Raw genomic sequence first — 22,704 nt, 5'->3', positions numbered from 1 at the left:
AAAGTTGAAGGACAAATTAGCTGATTCTCATCCTATTTACTTCAGATGATCAATAATTAAACTTATTGCTTTTTTAGTTTTGCAGTAAAGTTAAATTCAAATAAGTTTACGTGTGTTTGTGATTGCAAGTTTATTATTTAATTTACTCCTTATATTATGGGAAGTATTCTATACTTTAATTACTCTTCCTGTAGTTTTCTTTCCTGAGTGTGTAATAACCATTTTCCTTGTTTGCTCGGTGAGAGTTGTATTATTCATGTTGCGTTTATTATGTGGCATTAAATATGAAGTGAGGGGAATGGAAAACATTCCTAAGCTAAATCCTTTTATAATTGCATCTAAACACCAATCTCCATTTTGTTACATTTATTTTTATACTACTCTTTAGAAAAGCAGTTTTTATTTTAAAACGTGAATTGAAATGGATTCCATTCATTGGTTTGCATCTCATGGCATTAAAAATGTACTTTATTAACCGCTCAGATGGTATTAGTTCTGTGCTTCATATCATGAAATTAGCAAAAGTGTGTATAAAAAAGAAAAGAGGCATAATAATATTTCCTGAAGGTACAAGAACAACTATAAACCAAAATATAAAATATCAATCGGGTATTGCTGCTTTATATAGCGTAATATTATCTATTCCTGTAAGTTACTGATTGCTTTTAAACACTGGTTTGTTTTGGCCAAAAGCATACTTCTCTCTCTGGAGAAAGAATCTCCGGAAGTGCGGTAATAGAAATATTACCTCCCATATATCCTAAGTTAAACAAAAATGAATTCTTGCAAAGTTTAGAAAAAATCATTGAAGAAAGAAGTAGTAGATTAATTGCAGAAAAAACTGATATTGCAAATTAACAAAAAAACTTTATAATTAAAAGAAAAGTACAGGTATTAATATATGGCAAATCATAAGAGTGCTAAAAAAATGATGAAGGTAATAGCAAAAGGTACTTTAGTAAATAAGATGCGAAAAAGCAAACCTCGTACTGCTATTAGAAGATTAGTTGATATAATCAAGTCTGGTGATTAAAGAGAATGTTGTCTTGGCATTTCGAATGTGCTGAATCCAATTTACACAAATGTGTAAATAAGGGTGTCATTCATAGTGAATGAGCCGCTGCGCGTAAAATAAGTCGCTTAAAATGCAAAAAGTTAAAAGCATTGATGACCGCTTAATACGGTTAATGTAAAGTTAGCTGTATTAATGATATACTCTTCAGTTTGTATATTCTGTATAAAAATTAAGTAGCTCAAGTGATGGATAAAAAAAGCATTATTGGAACTAAGTAATGGGGTCAAAATTGATCTACCCGTATTAAATGGAACAGTAGGTCCTGGCGTGTTAAATATCAAGGATTTATATAAGAAGACAGGTAATTATTCACTTTACGATCCAGGGTTTGTACTTCCTTTACAGCTTCATGCTCTTCTACAATTACATTCTATTGATGGAGATGAAGCGAGTTCTTAAATATAGGGGGACATAATATAGCTGATTTGGCAGAGAGAATAATAATTTTACTGTTGTGATTTATTTATTGCCTTCTATGGTGAATTACCCAGTTCAGAGCAACACAAAAATTTCTTCTCAAAATACAAGAATCATCCAAAGCATCAGAGCAAGTTACAAATGTAATCAAAGCATTTCCAAAAAACTGCTCACCCTATGTCGATTTTAGTTTAGCATGTTTTGCAAATTTGTCAAGCGTCTTACCATGAAAATGTGCATGGCAACAATGTCAATGGTGAAGATTTAGATTTTGGAATTTCTTGCACAGCAAAAGTTCCTGCAATTGTTGCAATGATTTATAGACATATCAACAATCAGGAATTCATAAATGCTAATAATAAATTAAGTTATAGTGAGAATTTCTTAAATATGATATTTGGCAGTGATGTTAATAATACACTTTTTGTAAAAGCTCTGGATAAAATATTTACTCTTCATGCTGATCATGAACAGAATGCTTCTACAGCAGCTGTCAGATTGGTAGGGTCAGCTGGTTCTAATCTATTTGCAAGCCTCTGTCTGCAGGAGTTGCTACACTTTGGGGTCCAGCACACGGTGGGAGCTTTAATGAGGCAGTTATAAATATGCTAAAAGAGATAGAGCAAAGTGGAGATGTAGATATAGATCTGTCATTGAGAAAGCTAAAGATGATAAAGATCCATTTAAGCTAACTGGGACGGACATCGTGTTTATAAAAACTATGATCCGCGCGCGCTTATATTAAAGGATGCTTGTCATGAGATTTTAAGCAAACTAGAGCAAAACAATGAATTTACTTGTAAAATTGCAAAAAACTTCTGAAGAAATAGCTTTAAAGGGATGATGAGTATTTTATTACACGTAAGTTGTATCCAAATGTTGATTTTTACTCAGGTATAATAATGAATGCTATCGGTATCCTTCAAGTATGTTTACACCCATTTTTGCATCTCTTCTGCAAGAACCCACTGGTTGGGTTGCCCAGTGGTATGAAATGGTAAAACGATGAAGAAACCAAGATTTGTAGGCCAAGGCAGCTATACCTTGGCAAATAAACTTTCATTCACAATTCGTCCTCAAATAGTCTAATTTTCTTGAGCTATAAAATACATGCAATCTGATTTTTACTAGTTGATGTCTGCTTTTTTGCAGAATGCTGGTCAGTAGCTGTGATACAGACGGTTGGTTAAATGTTGTTTTGGGCTTATTAAAAGAAGATCGTGCTGAAGAAGCGCCAAAGCCACTATCTTTAGCCGAAGCATCATCCCCACCTTTACCTTCATCGCACATAGTATGTAGCTCTTTTCATAATGGTCCAAACGGTTTATAAAAAAATAAGAGTTTATAGTAGTGAAGCTGTAAGTAATGCCAGCAGCATATAGTTATGATTTAAGAAAAAAAGCAATGGAGGTACTAGACGAAGGGGAAAGCAGAGAAACGGTAGCAGAAAGATTTAAAATTGGAAGAACTACATTATGGGAGAGTGGCAGCAAAGAAAAAAGAAACAGGAGATTTTCAGTCTGAAAAACTTGGAAATGGAGGTTATAATCATAAAATTACCGACTGGAATAAATTTACTGAATTTGCCAAAAACATGGTGGAAAAACTCTATCTGGAACATGGCTAAGCTTTGGAGTAATGTTAGTATCCCAACGATTCATCTAGCTCTTAAAAAAAAAAATTGACTCACATCGCAAAAAAAGACATATGGATACAAAGAAAGGAATGAAGAAAAACGTGCTGAATTTTTTTGAAAATTATAGCAACGAAAAAGAACTCCTCAAAACTTAGTATATATAGATGAAGCAGTGAGTTGATAATAGAAGTTATACCGAGAATATGGACGTTTCCAAGAGGAAAAGAAAATTTATGCAGATATTCCAGGGAGAACTCCTCGGAGAGAGAATCAGTATAGTAGCCGGGTGGATACTGGAATGAGATTTATTGCACCAATGACTTTCAAAGCGTGGGTGTGAAAAGAGGTATTCATCATATATTGTTGGAGAAGATTGTTATTACCTAAATTCGCCACTCTGGGCACAAATCCATGGTTATGTGGATAATGCCGTACATTTCATAAGCAAGACCAAAATCCATTACTGACGGAACAAATAAGAAACATTACAAACTCTGTTTAATAGTAGTACTGGAAATATTGACAATAAAATTACACAAAACATCTTCAAGTAAACCTATGGTATCGTAGATACTATTGCGTAAAGTATTGTATTTGATATATTGCCACAACCTTTCAACAGGATTCAGTTCCGGTGAATAAGGAGGCAAGTATATGATGGTAATGTTTTCCTGAATTTTCAAACTTTTTGATCTATGCCAACTTGCACAATCCATTACAAGAAAGGCTTCTTTCGTGCCTAAATCTTTCGACATCTGCTCCAGAAATATATTCATACAATCAGTGTTTACATATGGAGCAAGTAGGCTAATTTTCTTACCACTTCTTGGATTTACCGCACTTAGATATAGAAATTTTGTCTACCAATTTTCATTTTAACCTGCGTTCTGACCCCTTTTAAACCATCCGTGTCCGATTTTTGAATGAGTCCCAAATCGTGATTCATCAAAAAAACACCTCCCTTTTAGGGTGGAAATTGACTATTTTATTGAAGTATCTTTTTAAACTCTTCTTGCTTGTTTTTATCTTGTTTATGGTGCATTGGCCTCGGTGTTATGTAAGAAAATTTCATCCTTTGTATCTCACGGTGCACTGTTGATTTGCTGATGTTTAGGCAAATTCTCTGAGATTTTTATTTGTACTTCCTTAATAGTAATATTTGGATTTCTTTCACCCATATTTCAATTTGCTCACGTTGATTTTTGTTTAATTTGCTTTTTCTTCTCCGCTGAAACGGGGCAAATAATTTTTCTACTCTACCAAATTTTAGATGCTTTATCCATTCAGTCAAAGCAGTCCTTGAAATTTTACATATTCTTGCCACAGCGCTTATACTACTTTCTTTCCTGCTATCACCGCTTGTAACTTTTTTGAAACATATGTTATTTCTTACCTTTTTTAACATTTCTTTCGCTAAATTTACAACTCTTTCTGTCTAATAGTTTTGACCTTAATGCCATTTATACCTCGCTATTTCACTTACTCTAGTATGACTTTTTCCCCATTATTCTCTATCTGTTCTTTCTATAGCGGAATTGGTATAATAAGATTACTGAACTTAAGCTAAAGAAGTTGGTGCTGAAATTTTGTATCTTCCTACGTATTCCCCAGATTTCAATAAAATTGAGCATCATTGGTTTGCTATAAAAATAGAGCTAGGAAAAACATCCCTCTATTCACATCTTTTCGTCATGCTGTTGATTCTGCTTTTCTATGAACTTTCCGGACTATTATGAAAAGAGCTATACTATAGTATTTTCTAAAATGAATGGATAAATTTCCATTATGGTATTACCAACCAAAAGTTGTAAGTCTGTACATTTATACATTAGAGGTCTGAGGCGGCTTTTGATGGTATGCCAACAGTGTTCTATGGGATTCAAATCTGGTGAATATGTTGGAAGATACAGCACGTGAAAGCCAAAAGACTCTATTAATGATTTTGTTTTAGTGGTCTTATGAAATGTAGCATTATCCATAACTATGGTTGTGCCAAGTGGCAATTTAGGTAATAACATCTTCTCCAACAATATATTGAATACCTCTTTTCATACCAATTCCCGCTATAGAAAGAACAGATAGAGAATAATGGGGAAAAAGTCATACTAGAGTAAGTGAAATAGCGAGGTATAAATGGCATTAAGGTCAAAACTATTAGACGAAAGAGTTGTAAATTTAGCGAAAGAAATGTTAAAAAAGGTAAGAAATAACGCATATGTTTCAAAAAGTTACAAGCGGTGATAGCAGGAAAAGAAAGTAGTATAAGCGCTGTGGCAAGAATATGTAAAATTTCAAGGACTGCTTTGACTGAATGGATAAAGCATCTAAAATTTGGTAGAGTAGAAAATTATTTGCCCTGTTTCAGCGGAGAAGAAAAAGCAAATTAAACAAAAATCAACGTGAGCAAATTGAAATATGGGTAGAAAGAAATCCAAATATTACTATTAAGGAAGTACAAATAAAAATCTCAGAGGAATTTGCCCTAAACATCAGCAAATCAACAGTGCACCGTGAGATACAAAGGATGAAATTTTCTTACATAACACCGAGGCCAATGCACCATAAACAAGATAAAAACAAGCAAGAAGAGTTTAAAAGATACTTCAATAAAATAGTCAATTTCCACCCTAAAAGGGAGGTGTTTTTTTTTGATGAATCACGATTTGGGACTCATTCAAAAATCGGACACGGATGGTTTAAAAAAGGGGTCAGAACGCAGGTTAAAATGAAAATTGGTAGACAAAATTTCTATATCTAAAGTGCGGTAAATCCAAGAAGTGGTAAGAAAATCAGCCTACTTGCTCCATATGTAAACACTGATTGTATGAATATATTTCTGGAGCAGATGTCGAAAGATTTAGGCACGAAAGAAGCCTTTCTTGTAATGGATTGTGCAAGTTGGCATAGATCAAAAAGTTTGAAAATTCAGGAAAACATTACCATCATATACTTGCCTCCTTATTCACCGGAACTGAATCCTGTTGAAAGGTTGTGGCAATATATCAAATACAATACTTTACGCAATAATAGTATCTACGATACCATAGGTTTACTTGAAGATGTTTTGTGTAATTTTATTGTCAATATTTCCAGTACTACTATTAAACGAGTTTGTAATGTTTCTTATTTGTTCCGTCAGTAATGGATTTTGGTCTTATGAAATGTAGCATTATCCATAACCATGGTTGTGCCAAGTGGCAATTTAGGTAATAACATCTTCTCCAACAATATATTGAATACCTCTTTTTCACACCCACCTTTGAAAGTCATTGGTGCAATAAATCTCATTCCAATCCACCCGGCTACTATACTGATTCTCTCTCGAGTTCTCCCTGGAACATCTGCATAAATTTTCTTTCCTCTTGGAGCACGTCCATATTCTCGGTATAACTTATTATCAACTCCTGCTTCATCTATATATAAGATGCTGGAATGTTCTATTTTTGAGATTTTATCAATAAATTGCTGCCTATCTTCTTGATTGCGCTCTTGATATAGTGTGACTTTTTTAAAGTAATTTTTAGCTGTTTTAGTCTATACCAAATTGAATTTATTCCAAATCCAAGATTTTGTTTCATCTCTGCCAGAGTATGATCTGGATTCTTTGTAACATACTCTTCGAGTATTTTTGGGTCTATTTTTCGAATAAAGCTACCGTTTTTAGATGGCTTTAAGCTTTCACCATCAGCTTTCTTTTTTAACCAGCGGTACAGAGTTGCTATTCCTATCTCCATGAGCTCTGCTATCTCAACCTTTGTCTTCCCTTTCTATCATCAATACTGCCTTTTCCCTTAAATCCACACTATATGCCATTATAACTCAAATACTTTATTATACCTTTATCATTTGCTTTGGGAAATACTATATATGCCATTATAACTCAAATACTTTATTACACCTTTATCATTTACTTTAGGAAATACTATAGTCTGCGATTTAAACGAGAAGTTTGTTTCGGGCTTGCGTGTCTCAATTATGGACAACATAGCACAACTTCGAGGAGAGTCTCTTGATATGAGTAAAGCATTGGCTAATGGTTTATCTCATTTGAATAAGTTAATTCAGCAGGATGGATTTATTGATAATAATCAAAACTACAGAACATGGGCAGAAGAACTTGATCACCTAAGGGGCGAAGTTGAAGGATTAAAAGCAGCAATAATTGACCATAATAACGTAGAATGGGGAAGCACCAACTCACTCTGATATATTATAGTAGTTAGGAAAGTAACAGCTTGCTAGCAGGCTGTTGCTTTCTTTCACATACCATTTCAATACAACTGAATTAGGAAATCTATTTTAGGACTTTCGGCTTATAGTTCTCATCATGTTTTGCAAACACCGTATCTGCAAGAAAAGTACTATTATCAAACATTTTACCTTGCACAACAACACCACTTTTTTCTGAAAACATTGGTGGAAGTATTCCCTGATATTTCACCACAACGCTTTTGTTAAAATCTGTCATCTGAAAAACTACTTCACTTTCGCTCCGTATCACGCTCTTTTCAACAACCATTCCACCAACACGGATTGGCTTTTGATTATTTGGCAAGACTATGGCTTCACTTACTGTATAGAAAAATGAGATATTTTCTTTGAGCGTTGTTAAAATAAAAAAAACTGCACAACTTAAAAAGCAGAAAATTCCTGAAGTTATAAGTAATCGCTTATGTTTCTTCTTCATTATTATCTTTCAGGCTTTCTAGAATTTTTTTACTTTTAGTATAGCAAGAAACGGTAAAAATCAAATTTCCACCAATCAGTATGAAACTAATAAGGTAAGCAAAAATTACATATGTATTCATAATGCATTGCCAATAAATAACTCACCTGCATCAAAATAAATTAAGCTTCCATCCTTTTGCTGCAACACCAATTTACCACTTTTATCTATATCAGCAAAAATTCCTTCATACAATTTGTCAGCTAACTTTACACTGATTTGCTCATTCATTTTGAATGCTTTTTTTAACCACATTTCTCTTATAGCATAAAACCCATCAAATAGCCATTGCTTTCTTTAGCTTATTAAAATTTATTATTAATTCCTTTAACAGATCAATGTTAGACACAGATTCACAGTAATTGCTAATGCACGTTGTGCCTGGAAGTGGCGCATGATTGACATTAATTCCAATTCCTATAATGAGCCAATTCGAATTGGATTTTTTTTCAAGCAATATTCCGCTTATTTTCTTGCCATCGATTAGAACATCATTTGGCCATTTATGTTGAAGATTGAGATCGTTTATGAATTGATCTTGTCATCCCAGTGCTTTGACACTGGGATCCAGAAGAAAAAGTATGGATTCCAGTGTCACGCACTGGAATGACACCGCAGTGGGTTTGATTATTCAAGAAATTTAACGATAATAAAGTATTTCCAACAGCAAGAGCAGTCACAAAAGTCCATTCTGTCAATTTGCTGACATCCGTTTCTTGGTTAATTATCAAACTTGCATAGAGATTACCCTCTGGAGAAATCCAGCTTTTTCCAGTGCGTCCCTGCCTTCTTCTTTGTTTATCGGCAATAATAATAGTTTCATTAGATATCCCTTTCTCAATTAAACCCAATGATTCTTTATTAGTACTTGGAACTTCTTTGTAATGATAAATACGAAAACCTTCAAGGATCACCTTGTCAGCCCTTTAGTTTAATGAGTGAGTCAAGATCTTCTACATACAAGAAAAGAACGAGATTGATCAGTAAAACTACTGAAGTGATAATGAATAGACCCCTAGAATAAGCAACCTTATTACCACTAGCTTTATCAAAATACATAACTTTCATGATATTTAAATAATAGTAGCATGATATCACACTCGCTATTACAAGGATCAAAGACAGGCTGATAAAGCCAGAATTTATTAAACTTTTGAATATAAAAAATTTAGCGATAAAACCTGCAAGTGGAGGTATTCCCGACATCGAGAGTAATAGTATAGAAAGATGTAAAGCTAAAATTGGTTGCTTTTTTCCTATACCAGATAAATTTGCAATATCACAATCATCATCGTCAATTTGTACGAGATATGAGAATAGCCCTATGCTTGTGATGATATATATCACCAAATACATTAAGGCACTATCTGTTCCTGCTTGTGTAAAAATAGAAAGTGAAGCAAATATAAAACCAATATGACCAATTGAACTGTAAGCAAGCAGCCTTTTTAAGTTTTGCTGACGCAAGGCCCCAAAAGCTGAGATAAGCACAGACAATGCTGAAACGTATAAGAAAATAGGCTGAACATAACTTTTTACATTTACTAACTCTTCATTCATCAATCGAATTAAAAATGTTACAAGTGTAGCTTTTGGGGCCGTAGAAAAAAACGCAGTTACTATGGTAGGTGCACCTTGATAGACATCTGGAGCCCACATATGAAAAGGAGCAATAGCAAGCTTGAAACACAAACCAATAAGGATAAAACTAACCCAAAACCATTCCATAAGTTATCTGATGGTTTTGCAAGAATGAACGGAGCTCAGAGAAATTGACTTGTCCTGTATATCCATAAAGCAGAGACATTCCATACAGCATAATGCAGGAAGATAGTGCACTAAGTGTAAAATATTTCACTCCTGATTCACATGAATAAGCTGAATCTTTATTAAAGCTCGCAAGAACATACAAAGATATACTCATCAACTCAAAAGCTAAGTAAAAAGAAATCAGACTATTTGCTGAAACTAAAGTTATCATGCCAAACAGTGCAAAAAGAATCAGTATTGAAAATTCATATTTATAGTCATATTTTGATAAATTCAGCATCAAAAGTATTAAAATTCCTGTGCTGAGAATTAACCCTTGGGCTGACCTGATGTATAAATTGAGTTTTAACAACGAATTAAAGAGAAAAATTTCATTGTTTTCTGCCGAAAGAATTAAAATAATCAAAGTTACCACTGTGCAGCCAAGTGCTAATAAGTTGATAGTTCTGCGGTTAAATATAATCCCAAGCAGTAGCAACACTAACGAGGAGATAATAGAGAACATTTCCGGCAATATCTGTATATAATTCATAGCGCATTATATTTGACTAACAAATTTGCCATACATGGCTTCAAATAATTCAGTGCAAGGGTTGGGTAAAATCCAAGCAAAATAACAAACACTGTAAGCAGAATTAAGACAGAAAATTCTATGCTATCCAAACGGTTATTTAATAATTTAGAATAGCTAACCCCCCATATTATTTGCTTACATAAATTCAGCATATAAACTGCGCTTAAAATAGTGCCAAGTGCGATAAATCCTGTAAAAAACCCTATGCTCTTAAACATCCCAACCATAGCCAAAAACTCACCTGCGAACCCAGATGTTCCAGGTAGCCCTATTGAAGCCATTGAAAATAAAATGAACATAAAACCAAATTTTGGCATTGTGTTTACTATGCCAAAATATTTTGCAATCTCCAAAGTACCAGTTCGAGTATATATCATTCCAACACATAAAAATAAAGCAGCAGAAATAAGGCCATGACTAATCATTTGAAATATACTACCCAGTACTCCTTCCTCACAAAATGAAAAGAGGCCAGCGGTAACGATCCCCATATGTGCTATTGAAGAATAAGCTATTAACTTCTTTATATCATCTTGAGCAAACGCAACTAGCGAAGCATATATCACCGCAATAATGCTCAGTACAACAACAAAATTTGAAAAATACAAACTTGCCTGAGGAAGCATTGGAATAGAAAACCTTAAAAATCCATATCCCCCCATTTTAATAAGCAAGCCAGCTAAAATCACAGATCCAGAAGTTGGTGATTGCACATGCGCATCAGGAAGCCAAGTGTGAAATGGAAACATCGGTACTTTTATTGCAAAAGAAATAAAAAATGCAATCCACAGCAATGACTGCACTTCAAGATCAAGGCTTGGCACTAATGTAGCTAATTTTTGTATATTAAACGTTCCAAAAATGCTATAGATGTACACCAATCCAAGTAGGAATAATAATGAGCCAGTTAATGTATAAAGAAACAACTTAAACGTTGCATATACCCTATGTTTTCCTCCCCAGATGCCAATAATAAAGAACATTGGTATTAAAACAGCTTCAAAAAACACATAAAAGCTTATAGCATTCAGTGAAACGAAAACCGACTACAAAACTCTCAAGCAGTAGAAACAATGCCATATAGGCTTTTAGGGTCGTATAATTCATTTTGCAGTTGTAGAGTATACAAATTACAAACAAGAAAGTTGTAAGCAGAAGGAAAAGCAATGATATACCATCTATCCCTATTCCAACATTTCTAATTGGGTAGCTGACAAACTGAAAGTCCGCATCGTTATAATCAAATTCTATACAAGCTACAATGCTAAGCAAAAATGGAAGTACAGCAAAAAATAGGGCAAGAAATCTTAAGTGTATAGATTGATGATTAATCCTGATTAAGGGTAAAATCAACGCTCCTATCAGTGGAAGCAAGAATATACTAAGTAACAACACCTTCTATTTAATTCCAATAATATATAAAGCACCGATTATTAGAGTAACAAACATAATAAATGCATAATCAAATATATAACCAGTTTGCAACTTTACAGAACTTTTTGAACATTCATTAACCAACCTTACAACACCATTTGGTCCAAATGAATCAATAGCCTTAACATCAAACTTCCATAGAAGCCTAGATATAAACCTTATCGGTGCAATTATAACAAACTCATACAGCTCATCAAAGTACCATTTATTCTGCAAAAACTTAAGTAAAAATTTACTCTTAATTTGCCTAATTACTTGATATTGGTAAATTAGGTACGCAAGTGCTATTCCACTTAGGCTTGCTAAGGTTGGCAGTAGTTGTATAAAGAAATTATGAACTCCATGCTCATCAATCATCACTAAACTTGATTTCCAAAACGCATTACTAGTTATGTTCAAAATATTTGCTCCCCATATTCCAGAAAATACTGATCCAAAAGCGAGTATCAGTAATGGTATAAGCATAATCTTTGGTGCCTCATGTATATTAATTTTACTTTGTTTTTGGCTGTGGAACACAAGAAGCAATAACCTCCAAGAGTAAAACGCTGTGAAGAATGCAACAACTAAGCTTATTACAAAAGCGAAGCTTATCCGTGCTATAAGCATGTTCAATTATCAAATCCTTTGAGTAAAACCTGCAAATGGAAATATTCCAGAAAGCGCAAGAGATCCAATCGACATGAGAGTATAAGTGCAAGGGATTTTCTTCCAGCAATTTCCCATTTTCTGAATGTTTTGCTCATGATGCATTGCATGAATCACATTGCCAGCACCAAGAAATAGTAGAGCTTTAAAAAAAGCGTGTGTCATTAAATGAAAAATAGCAACATTGTAAGCAGAAAGCCCACATGCCATGAACATATAACCAAGTTGACTGCAGGTTGAATAAGCAATTATTTTTTTTATATCGTTCTGAGTAATCGCAACCGTAGCTGCAAAGAAAGCAGTAAGTGCCCCAACAATAACTATTAATTCTCGTGCCACATTTGATAGCTCAAATAATGGAGAACATTTTGCTACTAAAAATATACCTGCTGTTACCATCGTTGCTGCGTGAATGAGTGCAGAAAACAGGGGTTGGCCCTTCCATTGCATCGGGCAACCAAACATGTAAACCAAGCTGTGCAGATTTACCCATACAGCCAATAAAAAGTAATATGCATATTATATGAATTATTTTAAATTCACAGCAGAATGCCCTAATGTTCTGCGTGCCAAGAAGATCAGTTGTGTCAAAAACTTCAGTAAAATTCAAAGAGTGAAATGTATAATAAATAAGAAAGATTCCAATCAATAGTGCAAAGTCTCCTACCCTATTCACAACAAATGCTTTAATTGCTGCATTATTTGCAGAATATTTTTGGAACCAAAATCCTATGAGTAAATAAGAACACAGGCCAACCCCTTCCCAGCCAAAAAAGCTGCACGAAATTATCGCTTACAACCAGCACAATCATGCAAAACGTAAATAGCGATAGGTAAGAAAAAAACCTCGACTTCCCTTTGTCATGCTCCATATAACCGATAGAATAGAGGTGGACTACTAGTGAAACAGTGGTAATAACAATAAGCATTAAGGATGAGAGAGCATCCACACTAATTGCCCAATTTACTTTTAATACACTTAATGAAAATAGAGGAAATAAACTCAAGTGATAATTTTCAGAGAAGGTGAGAAAAACATACCAAGATAAAACTGCAGATATTCCAATCCCCGCCGTTGTAACTAACTGACTTTTTCTAAAAAGTGCTGCAAATAGCGAACCAAAGAGTGGCAAAAATACTATTAATTTCAGTATATCCATCATACTTTCATTCTTTCATTAAGTTCGCTTGTTCAACATCTATATTGCCACGACCTCTATAATATACAACCAATATTGCAAGCCCAACTCCTGACTCTGCTGCCGCAACAGTCAACACAAACATCACAAAAATTTGCCCAACTATATCATTCATAAAGGCAGAGAAAGCGACGAGATTGATATTAATTGCCAAGAGTAATATTTCTATTGATAACAGTATATTGATTATGCTCTTACGGTTGATGAAAATACCACACACTCCAATAGTGAACAAAATAGCAGCAACTATCAAAAAATGATTTAATCCTATTTCCATTCTACTCCTTTTCCAAATTTAGCCTTAACCAATTTTACAGATGAAGATTGTGTCAATTGCTTTAATACATTCTGTTTTTTAACTCCTTTTTTCTTTTCCTGCAAAGTAAGAGCAATTGCACCAACAATTGCAACAAGCAGCAGAATACCAGAAAGATGAAAAGCGTACATGTAGTCAGTGTAGAGCAAATTACCGATAGCTTTCACGTTATTGGTATTATAGTTTATAACATTGCTTATATTCGGTGCTGAGCTGCGAATTACAAAGCTGATGATTAGAAAAAACACAACACATAATATAGCACCAAGAGTGAAATGCTTTGCAAAACCCTGGTGCAATCTTATGTAGTCAATATCGAGCATCATAACTACAAAGAGGAACAACACTGCAACTGCACCGATGTATACTATCAATACCATCATAGCAATGAATTCAGCTCCAAGGAGAATAAAAAGCACTGCAGAGTTAACGAAAGTGAAAATTAAAAATAACACTGCATGCACGGGATTTTTTACACTAATTACACAAACAGCAGATAAGATGCTTAGAATTGCAAAAGAATAAAAGAAAAAAGGCATTGATACTTTAACTGCAACAATAGCTACTAACTTAAAGTAATTATTGCTGTAAAGTCAATATCATATTAAATATTTGAAACTCTACCCTTACTTAACCATTGAGGGGTAAGCACTTCTCTCAAGGCGGTCAATGTATCTATTTCTGGCTTTTTTTCCTTCTTTTTACTGACTTCTTCATAAATTTTTGCAATACCAAGTATTAATGCACTAATTACAGGGACTGCTATAAAGACTCCTCCAAGAACTGGATTACCTGTAGCACATAACATCACTCCAATTGCTATAAAACCGACAACAGCAACACCTAAAGCGCTATACATACCTGCATTATCATAAGGGTTTTGCAGTTCGTGAGAGGTTGTTTGTAATTGGCCACTATTCATATCTATTTTAGTGCCAGCTGAAGGAACAGCTAATCCTTCTGTTCCTTCACGCTTTAGTGGTTTACAGCCTCCTGGTGTAGGTTGGTTGCCTTGTAAATCATTCTCAGTATCGCCTGGAAAAGATTCCTTAGACTGCAAACTTACTTCTGCAAGTGCTGTTGTTTTAAGATTTTGATCTTGTGTTATGTTGATAGGAGGGCTTAGCTCTTTATATTGCTTTAATGATGGTTCCATGAGATCTTCAATGCTACCCAATATTTGTTTAAAATTTCCATGGTTAATCTTTAGCAATTCTTTTACACAATGTATCAGCTTCCATTCATGACTAGATTTTCCTAGTTCACTAGGGTTATCCCAAATATCACCTACAATACCATTATTGACTCTAATAAGCAGACTTACATGGATATCATGATTAAAGTTATTTTTTGAATGAATAATTAAATTCCTTAATTCTTTTAGCTTGTTATCGTAAGCCTCTTCGTCATATTGTTTAGCTGTATTTTTATCTGAAGTAGCATAAAGAGATTGAGGGTTTTTTTTACGCAATCTTTTAGTTCTTGTTTTTTTTCTCGTATTTAATTTTAATGCCTTTTATAAATTCGTTGGTTTCTTCAGTCATTTTTATTTGCACCTTTTCAGAAAAATATCTGATCAATACAATATGACTTTTTCATCCTATTTGACGCTCTAGATTTATCCTCATCAACATACGATTTTAACTCCTTTATAATCTCTTCAGGATTATTAAAATGCTTAGTTAGGTATTTGATAAATTTGAGGTCTGTGTCCGTATCACTTTTAACCTCTTTTATTTTTATCCTCTAATTCTTCGAGTTCTTTTTCTAACTCACTGATCTCTTTTTTTAACTCCTCTATAGCCTTGTGAGACTCCAGAGATATCAAGTGATCGATCCAGCCATACCAGTCATATTCAGATTTATCCTCTGATAGCTCATTGTGGTCTGCAAAACGCACTTTTCTTTGTTGCAATTGTTCTTGATCATTTGAATTAGCAAACATATTTATTGCCTATTTAATATTATTAGTATGTATTTCAATATTACCTAAAATTTTAACATTTATCAATCCAGGCACCTACTGTTTGAAATAAACTGGAAGCAAGCAACAAAAACTTTACAGAGCGCAAGTAGTAAGATTAACTTACTGCAGCTATAATTTATAGGGCTACAATGAAAGATTATCTCTCACTGTTAAATCCAGAGCAACAATTAGCTGTAAGTAACTTAAATGGGCCAATTTTGATACTGGCAGGGGCGGGAACGGGAAAAACAAGAACGATTACTTCAAGAATAGCGCACATAATTAGAAACGGTCACGCTTATTCTGATGAAATATTAGCAGTTACATTCACGAACAAAGCAGCAAATGAAATGATATCAAGAGTGCTTGAACTCACGGGCACAAACATACCATGGCTTGGCACTTTCCATGCAATTGCAGCAAAAATTCTACGTCATCATGCTGAAGTCGTGGGGCTAAATTCCAATTTTACAATTATTGGTGTGGATGACCAATTACAGGTAATAAAAAACATCATGAATGAAATCAGCCCTGATTACCTATCAGAAAAATGTAAGACCATTATGAATATCATCCAGCAGTGGAAAGAGAAGTGTTTATTGCCGTCTGAAGTGGAAGACGTTCAATCATTTAGGCCAGTTTACGTAACTGCACTTAAAGTCTATTACCAGTATCAGGAAAGGTTAAAATTCCTTAACTCTGTTGATTTTGGTGACTTATTGTTATATAACATACAACTTTTTAATCAAAAGACCGAGGTTCTGTTCTACTACCAAAACAAGTTTAAATATATTATGGTAGATGAATATCAAGATACAAATGCAATACAATATCTTTGGCTAAAATACCTTGCAAAAGAGCACTCAAATATTTGTTGTGTAGGAGATGACGATCAATCGATATACAGTTGGCGTGGTGCAGAAGTTGAAAATATTTTGAAATTTTCCGATGATTTTAAAAATGCAAAAACCGTTAAACTGGAGTGTAACTACAGGTCAACATCCCACATACTTGCAACTGCATCATATGTTATCAACCACAATAAGACTCGCTTAGAAAAAGTTGTGGACAACAAACATTGAAGGGGAAAAGGTAAATCTAATAAAATTATGGGACGGGAAAGCTGAAGCAAGGTTCATAAGCGAACAGATATTAAAGCTCAATAAATACAGATTTAGTGACATTGCAGTGCTCGTAAGAGCGACTTTTCAAACCAGAGTGCTCGAAGAGTATTTTATAAAATATTCAATTCCTATAAGATTATAAGTGGCGTAAAATTCTACGAACGTCAAGAAGTAAGGGATATAATTGCATATTTGAGGCTTGTTACAAATAATAATGATGATCTCGCTTTTGAAAGGATCGTAAATCGTCCAAAAAGAAGCATAGGAACTACAACTCTAAAGAAGATATACACAACTGCTCAGGACAACAGCACTTCTTTTTTTAAAGCAGCAAAAATATTAGTTGATGGTAATCAAGTGACTGAGAGAATTAAACTCTCACTAAATGATTTTTTAAATAAAATTAAAGCTTGGGAAGAAATAGTAAGCGTAAAACCACTGCATGAATTCGTTAAAATCGTAGCAAATCAATCAGGATATATGGAAATGCTTGAGAATGAAGGAGTGACGGGTTTAGCGCGAATAGAAAATGTTAAAGAGCTCATTTCATCTTTGAAGAATTTTGACAACGCTATAACCTTCTTAGAGCACATTAGCCTGGTGATGGAAGTGGATAATATGAATAGCGATGACACTGTATATGTTATGACTCTTCATGCAGCTAAAGGACTTGAATTTCCGTGTGTGTTTTTACCTGGTTGGGAAGAAGGATTATTTCCTCATCAAAGATCTTTTGAAGATAAAAGTGGTAAAGCTTTAGAAGAAGAGAGAAGACTTGCATATGTTGGCATAACTAGAGCAAAAGAAAGGTTGATCATTTCATGTGCAGATAGGAGGGAAATTAATAATCAGTGGCAACCAATGCGCACTTCTCGATTTATTAAAGAATTGCCAAGAGAAAATGTTGAGGTGATCAAGAATAGTGCCTACTGTTGAAGCTATAACTGCAGCTCTTACGACAAACACATCTGAATTACTTCAATTATATATTTCTCCTGGCAAAAATTCTCTGATGGTCTTAAATAAAATTTTCAGTGAATGATTATCAGACATGTTGTGTTCTGCTGATTTTATTAAGTGTACTTCAACGTCTGTTGACTTAATTTTTTCAGCTAAATTCAATGAAGTTTGATAAGGAACATCTTTATCATTAATGCTATGCAATAAGCGCACAGGACAGTTTATATCTATTGCTTCTCTGTTTAAAAGAAGGTTCTTTCTACCGTCTTCGATCAGATTTTTAGTTATTTTGTATGCACAATGCTCCGAAGTAAAATCTATTACACCTTTAGAACCTAGTTCTTCTTTTTGCTTGCCTGACAATTGCTTGAATATCAAATCTTCAATAAAATCAGGAGCAGACGATATGCCGATTAATGCTGCAATTTTTTCTGGAAATTGAAGAGCAGTGAGCAGCATCAGCCATCCTCCCATACTTGAACCTATAATTATTTGTTTATTGCTAGTTAATTCACTTATCACTTTAGCACAATTTTTTTGCCAATCACTTATTGTATAATCAGCAAAATCACCGCTTGAATTACCATGGCCAAAATAATCAAAGAGCACAAGTGCTATATCATTTTCTTGGCAAAATTTGTAAACGGCAGTTGCTTTAGTTCCATCCATATTGGATGCAAACCCACCAAAGAAAACTATAGAAGCTTTTTTTCCTTGTAGCTTTCGATATGCTATATTTCCATCGAGTAATTTACAATAATTCATACTACTTTGGCAAGGCAACCGGACTATCGCTCATCGAACGCAAATAGCTGACTAGATCTGCAATCTCTTGTGGATTGGAAATGCCTGCAAATGCCATACGTGTACCTTTTATGTAGGCTTTTGGATTTTTTAAAAAAGCAAATAATTCCTCATACTCCCATTTCCCACCTTTTTCAAGTAGTGCTTTTGAGTAATTGAATGAGCTGCTAAGATGGGCCTTTTTATTTCCAAACACGTTCCATAAGTTTGGCCCTACTTTATTCATTCCACCTTTCTCAAAACTATGACAAGCTATACATTTTTTTGCTGCTGACTTCCCTTTTCAAAGCTAGCATTTTGCATGAGCTCCCCAATATCAAGTGCCACTTGTTCAATCTTTTGCTGAGGCTCATTGCTGGCTGCTACTATTGTTTGGTGTTCAATTTTATAATCCTCTGGGTTATAGAACATATCAACTACATTACTAACTATCATAATTATTAATCCAGAAAGTAAAATCGATGCTGCAATCTTATTAAGCTCCATAGTTAATTCTTATCAAGTAATGTTACTTAAATTATGCAAATATTTTCGCAAACAGCAAACAATTACCTTTATTCTACCAAAGATAGAAATTTCTATTACTTAGTTAATAGACCGCAATTCTGCTGCTGAAGTAACTCCGTGGTCCATTCACATACTGGTCCGGAATAATATATTCAAATAGATTTCCTGCAAACCTGTCTAAAATGATTGAAACTGGAACCACTTCTATAATGTTCGTTTGCTTGACCTAAGATTAAGTAGCATTTAAACTGAATTTTATAAAGTACTAGAAATGATAGGAAATCTAAGAGGAATAGTTGATGAGGTGTGTAGCGATCACATAATCCTGAATGTGAATGATGTTGGCTACATAGTATATCTTTCAGCCAAAACTTTAAGTGCTTGTTCGATTGGAAGTAGAGTAAAATTACTTATCGACACTTATGCAAATAGCAGAGAAAACGTTACTCAGCTATATGGCTTTATAAGTAAAGAAGAACAGAAGTGTCTGCGTTTATTAGTTAAAGTGAGCGGTGTCAGCTATAAAACCGCAATGTCAATTTTGAGCAAATTAACTCCAGAGCAACTGTTTTTGGCAGTTATAAATGAGAATAAACTAGCACTTAAGGTGAGTGGACTTGGCCTGAAACTCATAAATCGAATTATTACTGAGCTGAATGGCAAAGTAAGTAAATTAGAGACAAATAACAATCATTTTCACTCAATTAGTGAAGATGCTCTTTCAGCTTTGATCAATCTTGGATATGAAAGAACAAAAGCTTATGATACAATAAAAAAAATAGAAGATGAATCACCAAACTTGGACACTAAAGATATTATTCGTATGGCGCTTAAAACAATATGAAGTCAATATCATGTAGTAAGGAATACTCTGAAGATGTACGTAATTTAAATATCAGGCCTGAGCAACTTGATGATTTTGTCGGGCAAAAAGACTTAATACAAAATTTAAAAGTGTTTATAAATGCTGCAAAGACGAGAGCTGAAGCTTTGGATCACGTATTGCTCTATGGTCCTCCAGGGCTTGGTAAAACAACTTTAGCACAAATTGTCTCTAAGGAATTAAGGGTTAGCTTTCGTGCAACTTCTGGTCCATTGCTTAGTAAAGCTGGGGACTTAGCTGCAGTGCTCACTACTTTAAATGCAAAAGATGTTCTATTTATCGATGAGATCCATAGATTAAATCGTAGCATTGAGGAAGTTTTATATACTGCTATGGAAGATTTTTGCCTAGATATACTAGTAGGTGAGGGCCCATCTACCAGAACTTTAAGAATAGATTTACCACCATTTACACTGATTGGGGCAACAACACGGCTTGGACTGCTTTCTGCACCGCTGAGGGATCGTTTTGGTATTCCCTGCATCTTGAGTTTTATTCTTTTGAGGAACTGGTTGATATTATAAAAAGAGGTGCAAGAGTTCTTTGTGCTGAAATCGAAAAGGATGCTGTGCAAGAAATTGCCTGCCGCGCCCGTGGTACTCCAAGAATTGCTTTGAGATTACTCAGAAGAATAAGAGATTTTGTTGAAGTAAAAGATGATAAAAATTACCTGTGAAATTGCCGGTTCTGCACTATCAAAATTGGGTATAGATAAAATGGGACTAAATAAATTAGATATGGATTATCTGAGATTTTTGTTTAACACCTCAGGACCTGTTGGAATTGACACCATATCTATTGCACTATCTGAAGATGTTGGCAATATTGAAGAAACAGTAGAACCTTATTTAATCAAGGTCAGTTTCGTAAAGCGCACACCAAGAGGACGTGTTTTAACTGATCAAGCAAGGGAATATCTCAGCATTAATTCAGTGGTATGCTAGTATTATACTATATTTTATAACATTGTATAGTATTACACTAAACATTATAATATTCTCTTATTATATGATTTGCAGGTGTTTTAGAGGCAAATAAGAAAGTCTTCTGTTATAGTGAATATGTTCTTGAAAAATTACGTAATATATGCTAGACTATATATAGTATAAATGTAAAAATATCAATAAGTTACTGATATTTTTTAAGATTAATACTTATTAAATACTTCATATTGTAGGATTGAGTTATTGTCTTTTATAGACTTAAGATAAAATGGTAAAAAGCTTTCTAAACAATTATAGAAACAGTAATTCAATTAATGGAGAAAAAGCAATGAAAAATTTTTTAATCAATAACAACGAAGAGGACGGTAGCTCAATCTTCATTAGTCGAATCAGGGAGCAAGATCTCTCTGCAGAGCAGAAGCTCAATGAATTAAAAGGATTAATGGAGGAGCTTGCTAGGAAAGCTGAGCTCAAGAGAATAGAGCTTGAGCGTCAGGCTGCGAGTTGCATTGATGAAACATTATCTCAAGTAGAGCTACAGATACAAGATAATGAGGATTACTTTACTGATAATAATCAAGGGGTATTCGCAAATTTCTTTGAATCCCTCTTTAATCTTTTTGAAGTAAATGTAGATCCGAAAGTCTACAAAATGCTCAAGGAGAAGAAAGAGAAAAATCTGCTTCTTTCGATAATTAAGTTTTTGCGTGATAAGCTTAAGGAGTTAATCAAAAAGATCTTCAAAAAAGATTTAGACTTAAGTTGGGATAAAAGGCTAGACAAAGAGATAAAAGAATTGCAGGAGAAATTACTCAGTGGTGGGTTATCTCCGGAAGAGGAAATAGCAATACTCGAACGTTTGCAAGCGTTGCAAAATTTAAAATTTAAGCTTCAAACTTTTCTCGTGGGCTCAGTCATTGCAATGTTTGCAGAAATTTTTGCAGTTGATTTAGCAGCAGTAGTAGAGCAAGATGTAACTGAGGAAAAAAGAGACAAAAAGCAGAAAAAACAGAATCAAAAGAAGTTCGTCAACAAATAGAAACAAAAGTGAATGAAGTCGCGCCAGTTCACCTCTTTAATTTTTCATCTCAAGTTCCAATGCCAATCACTCTGAATAAGCAAGAACGTGCTATTTTACCAAAGCCTGTAGAAAAATTAGTAGACACTCTACCTAAACCTGTTATAAGTCACAAAAATAGTGAAGTACAAAAACTGGAAAAATGAATAAAGAAAAGAAAGAAGCAAAAGAAGAGAAAAATGAAAAACCAAAATTAGCTGTCTGTCCACCTGCTCCAGAGAGAAAGGAACACAGGAGAGTTACAAGACAACGAGATCGTGATACAAAGAGAACAAAGAAAGGAAAGCTAAATAGATCTTCCTGCGAGAGAAAGCTTGGTGATCAGCAAAAGTCTAATGCTGCTGTGGAATTGCCAGGAGGATTAACTGATGATGTGAGAGTTGAAAACCATGCTTCTTCAGTCAAAGAGAGAGGTGTGTAAAGGTTCTCTCTCTTTTTGTCATTCCAGACTGGTTTTTTATCTGGATTCCAGTTTCAAGTGCTGGAATGACATGGCGGACAAGTAGCCTCTTTTGTCATTCAAGTAGCCCTCTGATGTCATCCCAGTCTGGAATCCAGGAGTATAAAAATGGTGAATAAAATTTATGTAAAAAAACTGCTTGTGCTAATAATTGATTCTTAATATACTGATTACATAATAATT

General features: G+C 34.2%; 14 protein-coding genes and 15 pseudogenes. 11 read left to right on the top strand and 18 right to left on the bottom strand.

Translation table 11 applies throughout. From position 1 onward, the window contains the following. Positions 1-118: 118 nt before the first annotated feature. The 3 pseudogenes from M3L71_RS08375 to M3L71_RS08505 all read left to right on the top strand — a co-directional run bounded on the left by M3L71_RS08375 (position 119) and on the right by M3L71_RS08505 (position 2,547). Positions 119-858: pseudogene (locus M3L71_RS08375) on the top strand (lysophospholipid acyltransferase family protein). A 43-nt stretch (positions 859-901) separates the two neighbouring features. Then, positions 902-1,179 (top strand): annotated as a pseudogene (gene rpsT / locus M3L71_RS08290) (30S ribosomal protein S20). An 85-nt stretch (positions 1,180-1,264) separates the two neighbouring features. Continuing rightward, positions 1,265-2,547: pseudogene (locus M3L71_RS08505) on the top strand (citrate synthase). A 4-nt stretch (positions 2,548-2,551) separates the two neighbouring features. Here the strand turns inward: M3L71_RS08505 and M3L71_RS08265 are convergent. Beyond that, positions 2,552-2,782 carry a hypothetical protein gene (locus M3L71_RS08265; RefSeq protein ID WP_280143628.1) on the bottom strand — a complete coding sequence of 77 codons (231 nt, stop codon included), beginning with the start codon at positions 2,780-2,782 and terminating at the stop codon, positions 2,552-2,554. Between the two features lie 75 nt (positions 2,783-2,857). Between M3L71_RS08265 and M3L71_RS08260 the strand changes: the two are divergent. Next, positions 2,858-3,300: pseudogene (locus tag M3L71_RS08260) on the top strand (IS630 transposase-related protein); the annotation flags it as partial. A gap of 288 nt (positions 3,301-3,588) precedes the next feature. Here M3L71_RS08260 and M3L71_RS08255 read toward each other — a convergent pair. Continuing rightward, positions 3,589-4,588 (bottom strand): annotated as a pseudogene (locus M3L71_RS08255) (IS630 family transposase). Between the two features lie 82 nt (positions 4,589-4,670). On the opposite strand from M3L71_RS08255, the pseudogene M3L71_RS08250 reads away from it, so the two are divergent. Then, positions 4,671-4,845, top strand: a pseudogene (locus M3L71_RS08250) (transposase); the annotation flags it as partial. 25 nt (positions 4,846-4,870) lie between these two features. Here M3L71_RS08250 and M3L71_RS08245 read toward each other — a convergent pair. Together M3L71_RS08245 and M3L71_RS08240 are read right to left on the bottom strand one after the other, a co-directional pair. Continuing rightward, entirely contained in the window at positions 4,871-5,158 is a 288-nt protein-coding gene (locus M3L71_RS08245; RefSeq protein WP_280143627.1) for a transposase, read from the bottom strand. Then, entirely contained in the window at positions 5,110-5,268 is a 159-nt protein-coding gene (locus tag M3L71_RS08240; protein WP_280143626.1) for a hypothetical protein, read from the bottom strand. The genes M3L71_RS08245 and M3L71_RS08240 overlap by 49 nt, the downstream gene beginning before the upstream one ends. Here M3L71_RS08240 and M3L71_RS08235 point away from each other — a divergent pair. Next, positions 5,262-6,270: pseudogene (locus M3L71_RS08235) on the top strand (IS630 family transposase). The gene M3L71_RS08240 and the pseudogene M3L71_RS08235 overlap by 7 nt on opposite strands. Here M3L71_RS08235 and M3L71_RS08230 read toward each other — a convergent pair. Together M3L71_RS08230 and M3L71_RS08225 are read right to left on the bottom strand one after the other, a co-directional pair. Then, positions 6,264-6,545 (bottom strand): transposase, encoded by a 282-nt coding sequence (locus M3L71_RS08230; RefSeq protein WP_280144192.1) that lies wholly within the window; start codon positions 6,543-6,545, stop codon positions 6,264-6,266. The pseudogene M3L71_RS08235 and the gene M3L71_RS08230 overlap by 7 nt on opposite strands. 20 nt (positions 6,546-6,565) lie before the next feature. Continuing rightward, the gene (locus M3L71_RS08225; protein WP_280143625.1) at positions 6,566-6,862 is read right to left on the bottom strand and encodes an IS630 transposase-related protein; all 297 of its coding nucleotides are present in this window, start codon (positions 6,860-6,862) and stop codon (positions 6,566-6,568) included. A gap of 241 nt (positions 6,863-7,103) precedes the next feature. On the opposite strand from M3L71_RS08225, the gene M3L71_RS08220 reads away from it, so the two are divergent. Next, positions 7,104-7,334 (top strand): hypothetical protein, encoded by a 231-nt coding sequence (locus tag M3L71_RS08220; protein WP_280143624.1) that lies wholly within the window; start codon positions 7,104-7,106, stop codon positions 7,332-7,334. An 88-nt stretch (positions 7,335-7,422) separates the two neighbouring features. Here the strand turns inward: M3L71_RS08220 and ccmE are convergent, their stop codons facing one another. From ccmE to M3L71_RS08175, 10 genes and pseudogenes are all read right to left on the bottom strand, one after another. Further along, a complete protein-coding gene (gene ccmE, locus M3L71_RS08215; protein WP_010404099.1) occupies positions 7,423-7,815 on the bottom strand; it encodes a cytochrome c maturation protein CcmE in 393 nt (130 codons plus the stop codon). Then, positions 7,799-7,936, bottom strand: a complete 138-nt coding sequence (locus M3L71_RS08645) for a CcmD-like small membrane protein (RefSeq protein WP_007302385.1) — start codon at positions 7,934-7,936, stop codon at positions 7,799-7,801. The genes ccmE and M3L71_RS08645 overlap by 17 nt, the downstream gene beginning before the upstream one ends. Beyond that, positions 7,933-8,768, bottom strand: a pseudogene (locus tag M3L71_RS08210) (biotin--[acetyl-CoA-carboxylase] ligase). The gene M3L71_RS08645 and the pseudogene M3L71_RS08210 overlap by 4 nt, the downstream one beginning before the upstream one ends. A 4-nt stretch (positions 8,769-8,772) precedes the next feature. Next, positions 8,773-10,156, bottom strand: a pseudogene (locus tag M3L71_RS08205) (NADH-quinone oxidoreductase subunit N). Further along, positions 10,153-11,593 (bottom strand): annotated as a pseudogene (locus M3L71_RS08200) (complex I subunit 4 family protein). Before M3L71_RS08200 ends, M3L71_RS08205 begins: the two co-directional pseudogenes overlap by 4 nt. Before the next feature lie 3 nt (positions 11,594-11,596). Further along, positions 11,597-13,443: pseudogene (gene nuoL, locus M3L71_RS08195) on the bottom strand (NADH-quinone oxidoreductase subunit L). A gap of 4 nt (positions 13,444-13,447) precedes the next feature. Beyond that, a complete protein-coding gene (gene nuoK / locus M3L71_RS08190) occupies positions 13,448-13,756 on the bottom strand; it encodes an NADH-quinone oxidoreductase subunit NuoK (protein ID WP_264330615.1) in 309 nt (102 codons plus the stop codon). Next, a complete protein-coding gene (locus M3L71_RS08185) occupies positions 13,747-14,334 on the bottom strand; it encodes an NADH-quinone oxidoreductase subunit J (protein WP_280143622.1) in 588 nt (195 codons plus the stop codon). Before M3L71_RS08185 ends, nuoK begins: the two co-directional genes overlap by 10 nt. Positions 14,335-14,399: 65 nt before the next feature. Then, positions 14,400-15,266 carry a hypothetical protein gene (locus M3L71_RS08180; protein WP_280143621.1) on the bottom strand — a complete coding sequence of 289 codons (867 nt, stop codon included), beginning with the start codon at positions 15,264-15,266 and terminating at the stop codon, positions 14,400-14,402. Between the two features lie 252 nt (positions 15,267-15,518). Further along, positions 15,519-15,740, bottom strand: a complete 222-nt coding sequence (locus M3L71_RS08175; RefSeq protein WP_280143620.1) for a hypothetical protein — start codon at positions 15,738-15,740, stop codon at positions 15,519-15,521. Positions 15,741-15,910: 170 nt separating this feature from the next. On the opposite strand from M3L71_RS08175, the pseudogene M3L71_RS08170 reads away from it, so the two are divergent. Then, positions 15,911-17,821 (top strand): annotated as a pseudogene (locus tag M3L71_RS08170) (ATP-dependent helicase). A gap of 42 nt (positions 17,822-17,863) precedes the next feature. Here the strand turns inward: M3L71_RS08170 and M3L71_RS08165 are convergent. Beyond that, the gene (locus M3L71_RS08165) at positions 17,864-18,610 is read right to left on the bottom strand and encodes an alpha/beta hydrolase (protein ID WP_280143619.1); all 747 of its coding nucleotides are present in this window, start codon (positions 18,608-18,610) and stop codon (positions 17,864-17,866) included. A 1-nt stretch (position 18,611) separates the two neighbouring features. Next, positions 18,612-19,135: pseudogene (locus M3L71_RS08160) on the bottom strand (c-type cytochrome). A 292-nt stretch (positions 19,136-19,427) separates the two neighbouring features. On the opposite strand from M3L71_RS08160, the gene ruvA reads away from it, so the two are divergent. From ruvA to M3L71_RS08145, 3 genes and pseudogenes are all read left to right on the top strand, one after another. Next, positions 19,428-20,000, top strand: coding sequence for a Holliday junction branch migration protein RuvA (ruvA, locus tag M3L71_RS08155; protein WP_280143618.1), 573 nt, complete (start codon positions 19,428-19,430; stop codon positions 19,998-20,000). Beyond that, positions 19,997-20,983 (top strand): annotated as a pseudogene (gene ruvB, locus M3L71_RS08150) (Holliday junction branch migration DNA helicase RuvB). The gene ruvA and the pseudogene ruvB overlap by 4 nt, the downstream one beginning before the upstream one ends. A 268-nt stretch (positions 20,984-21,251) precedes the next feature. Beyond that, positions 21,252-22,482, top strand: a pseudogene (locus tag M3L71_RS08145) (hypothetical protein). Positions 22,483-22,704 lie beyond the last annotated feature (222 nt).

The sequence above is a fragment of the Wolbachia endosymbiont of Frankliniella intonsa genome, assembly GCF_029856955.1.
Taxonomy (GTDB): Bacteria; Pseudomonadota; Alphaproteobacteria; order Rickettsiales; family Anaplasmataceae; genus Wolbachia.
This window is presented reverse-complemented; position numbering and strand designations above follow the sequence as displayed.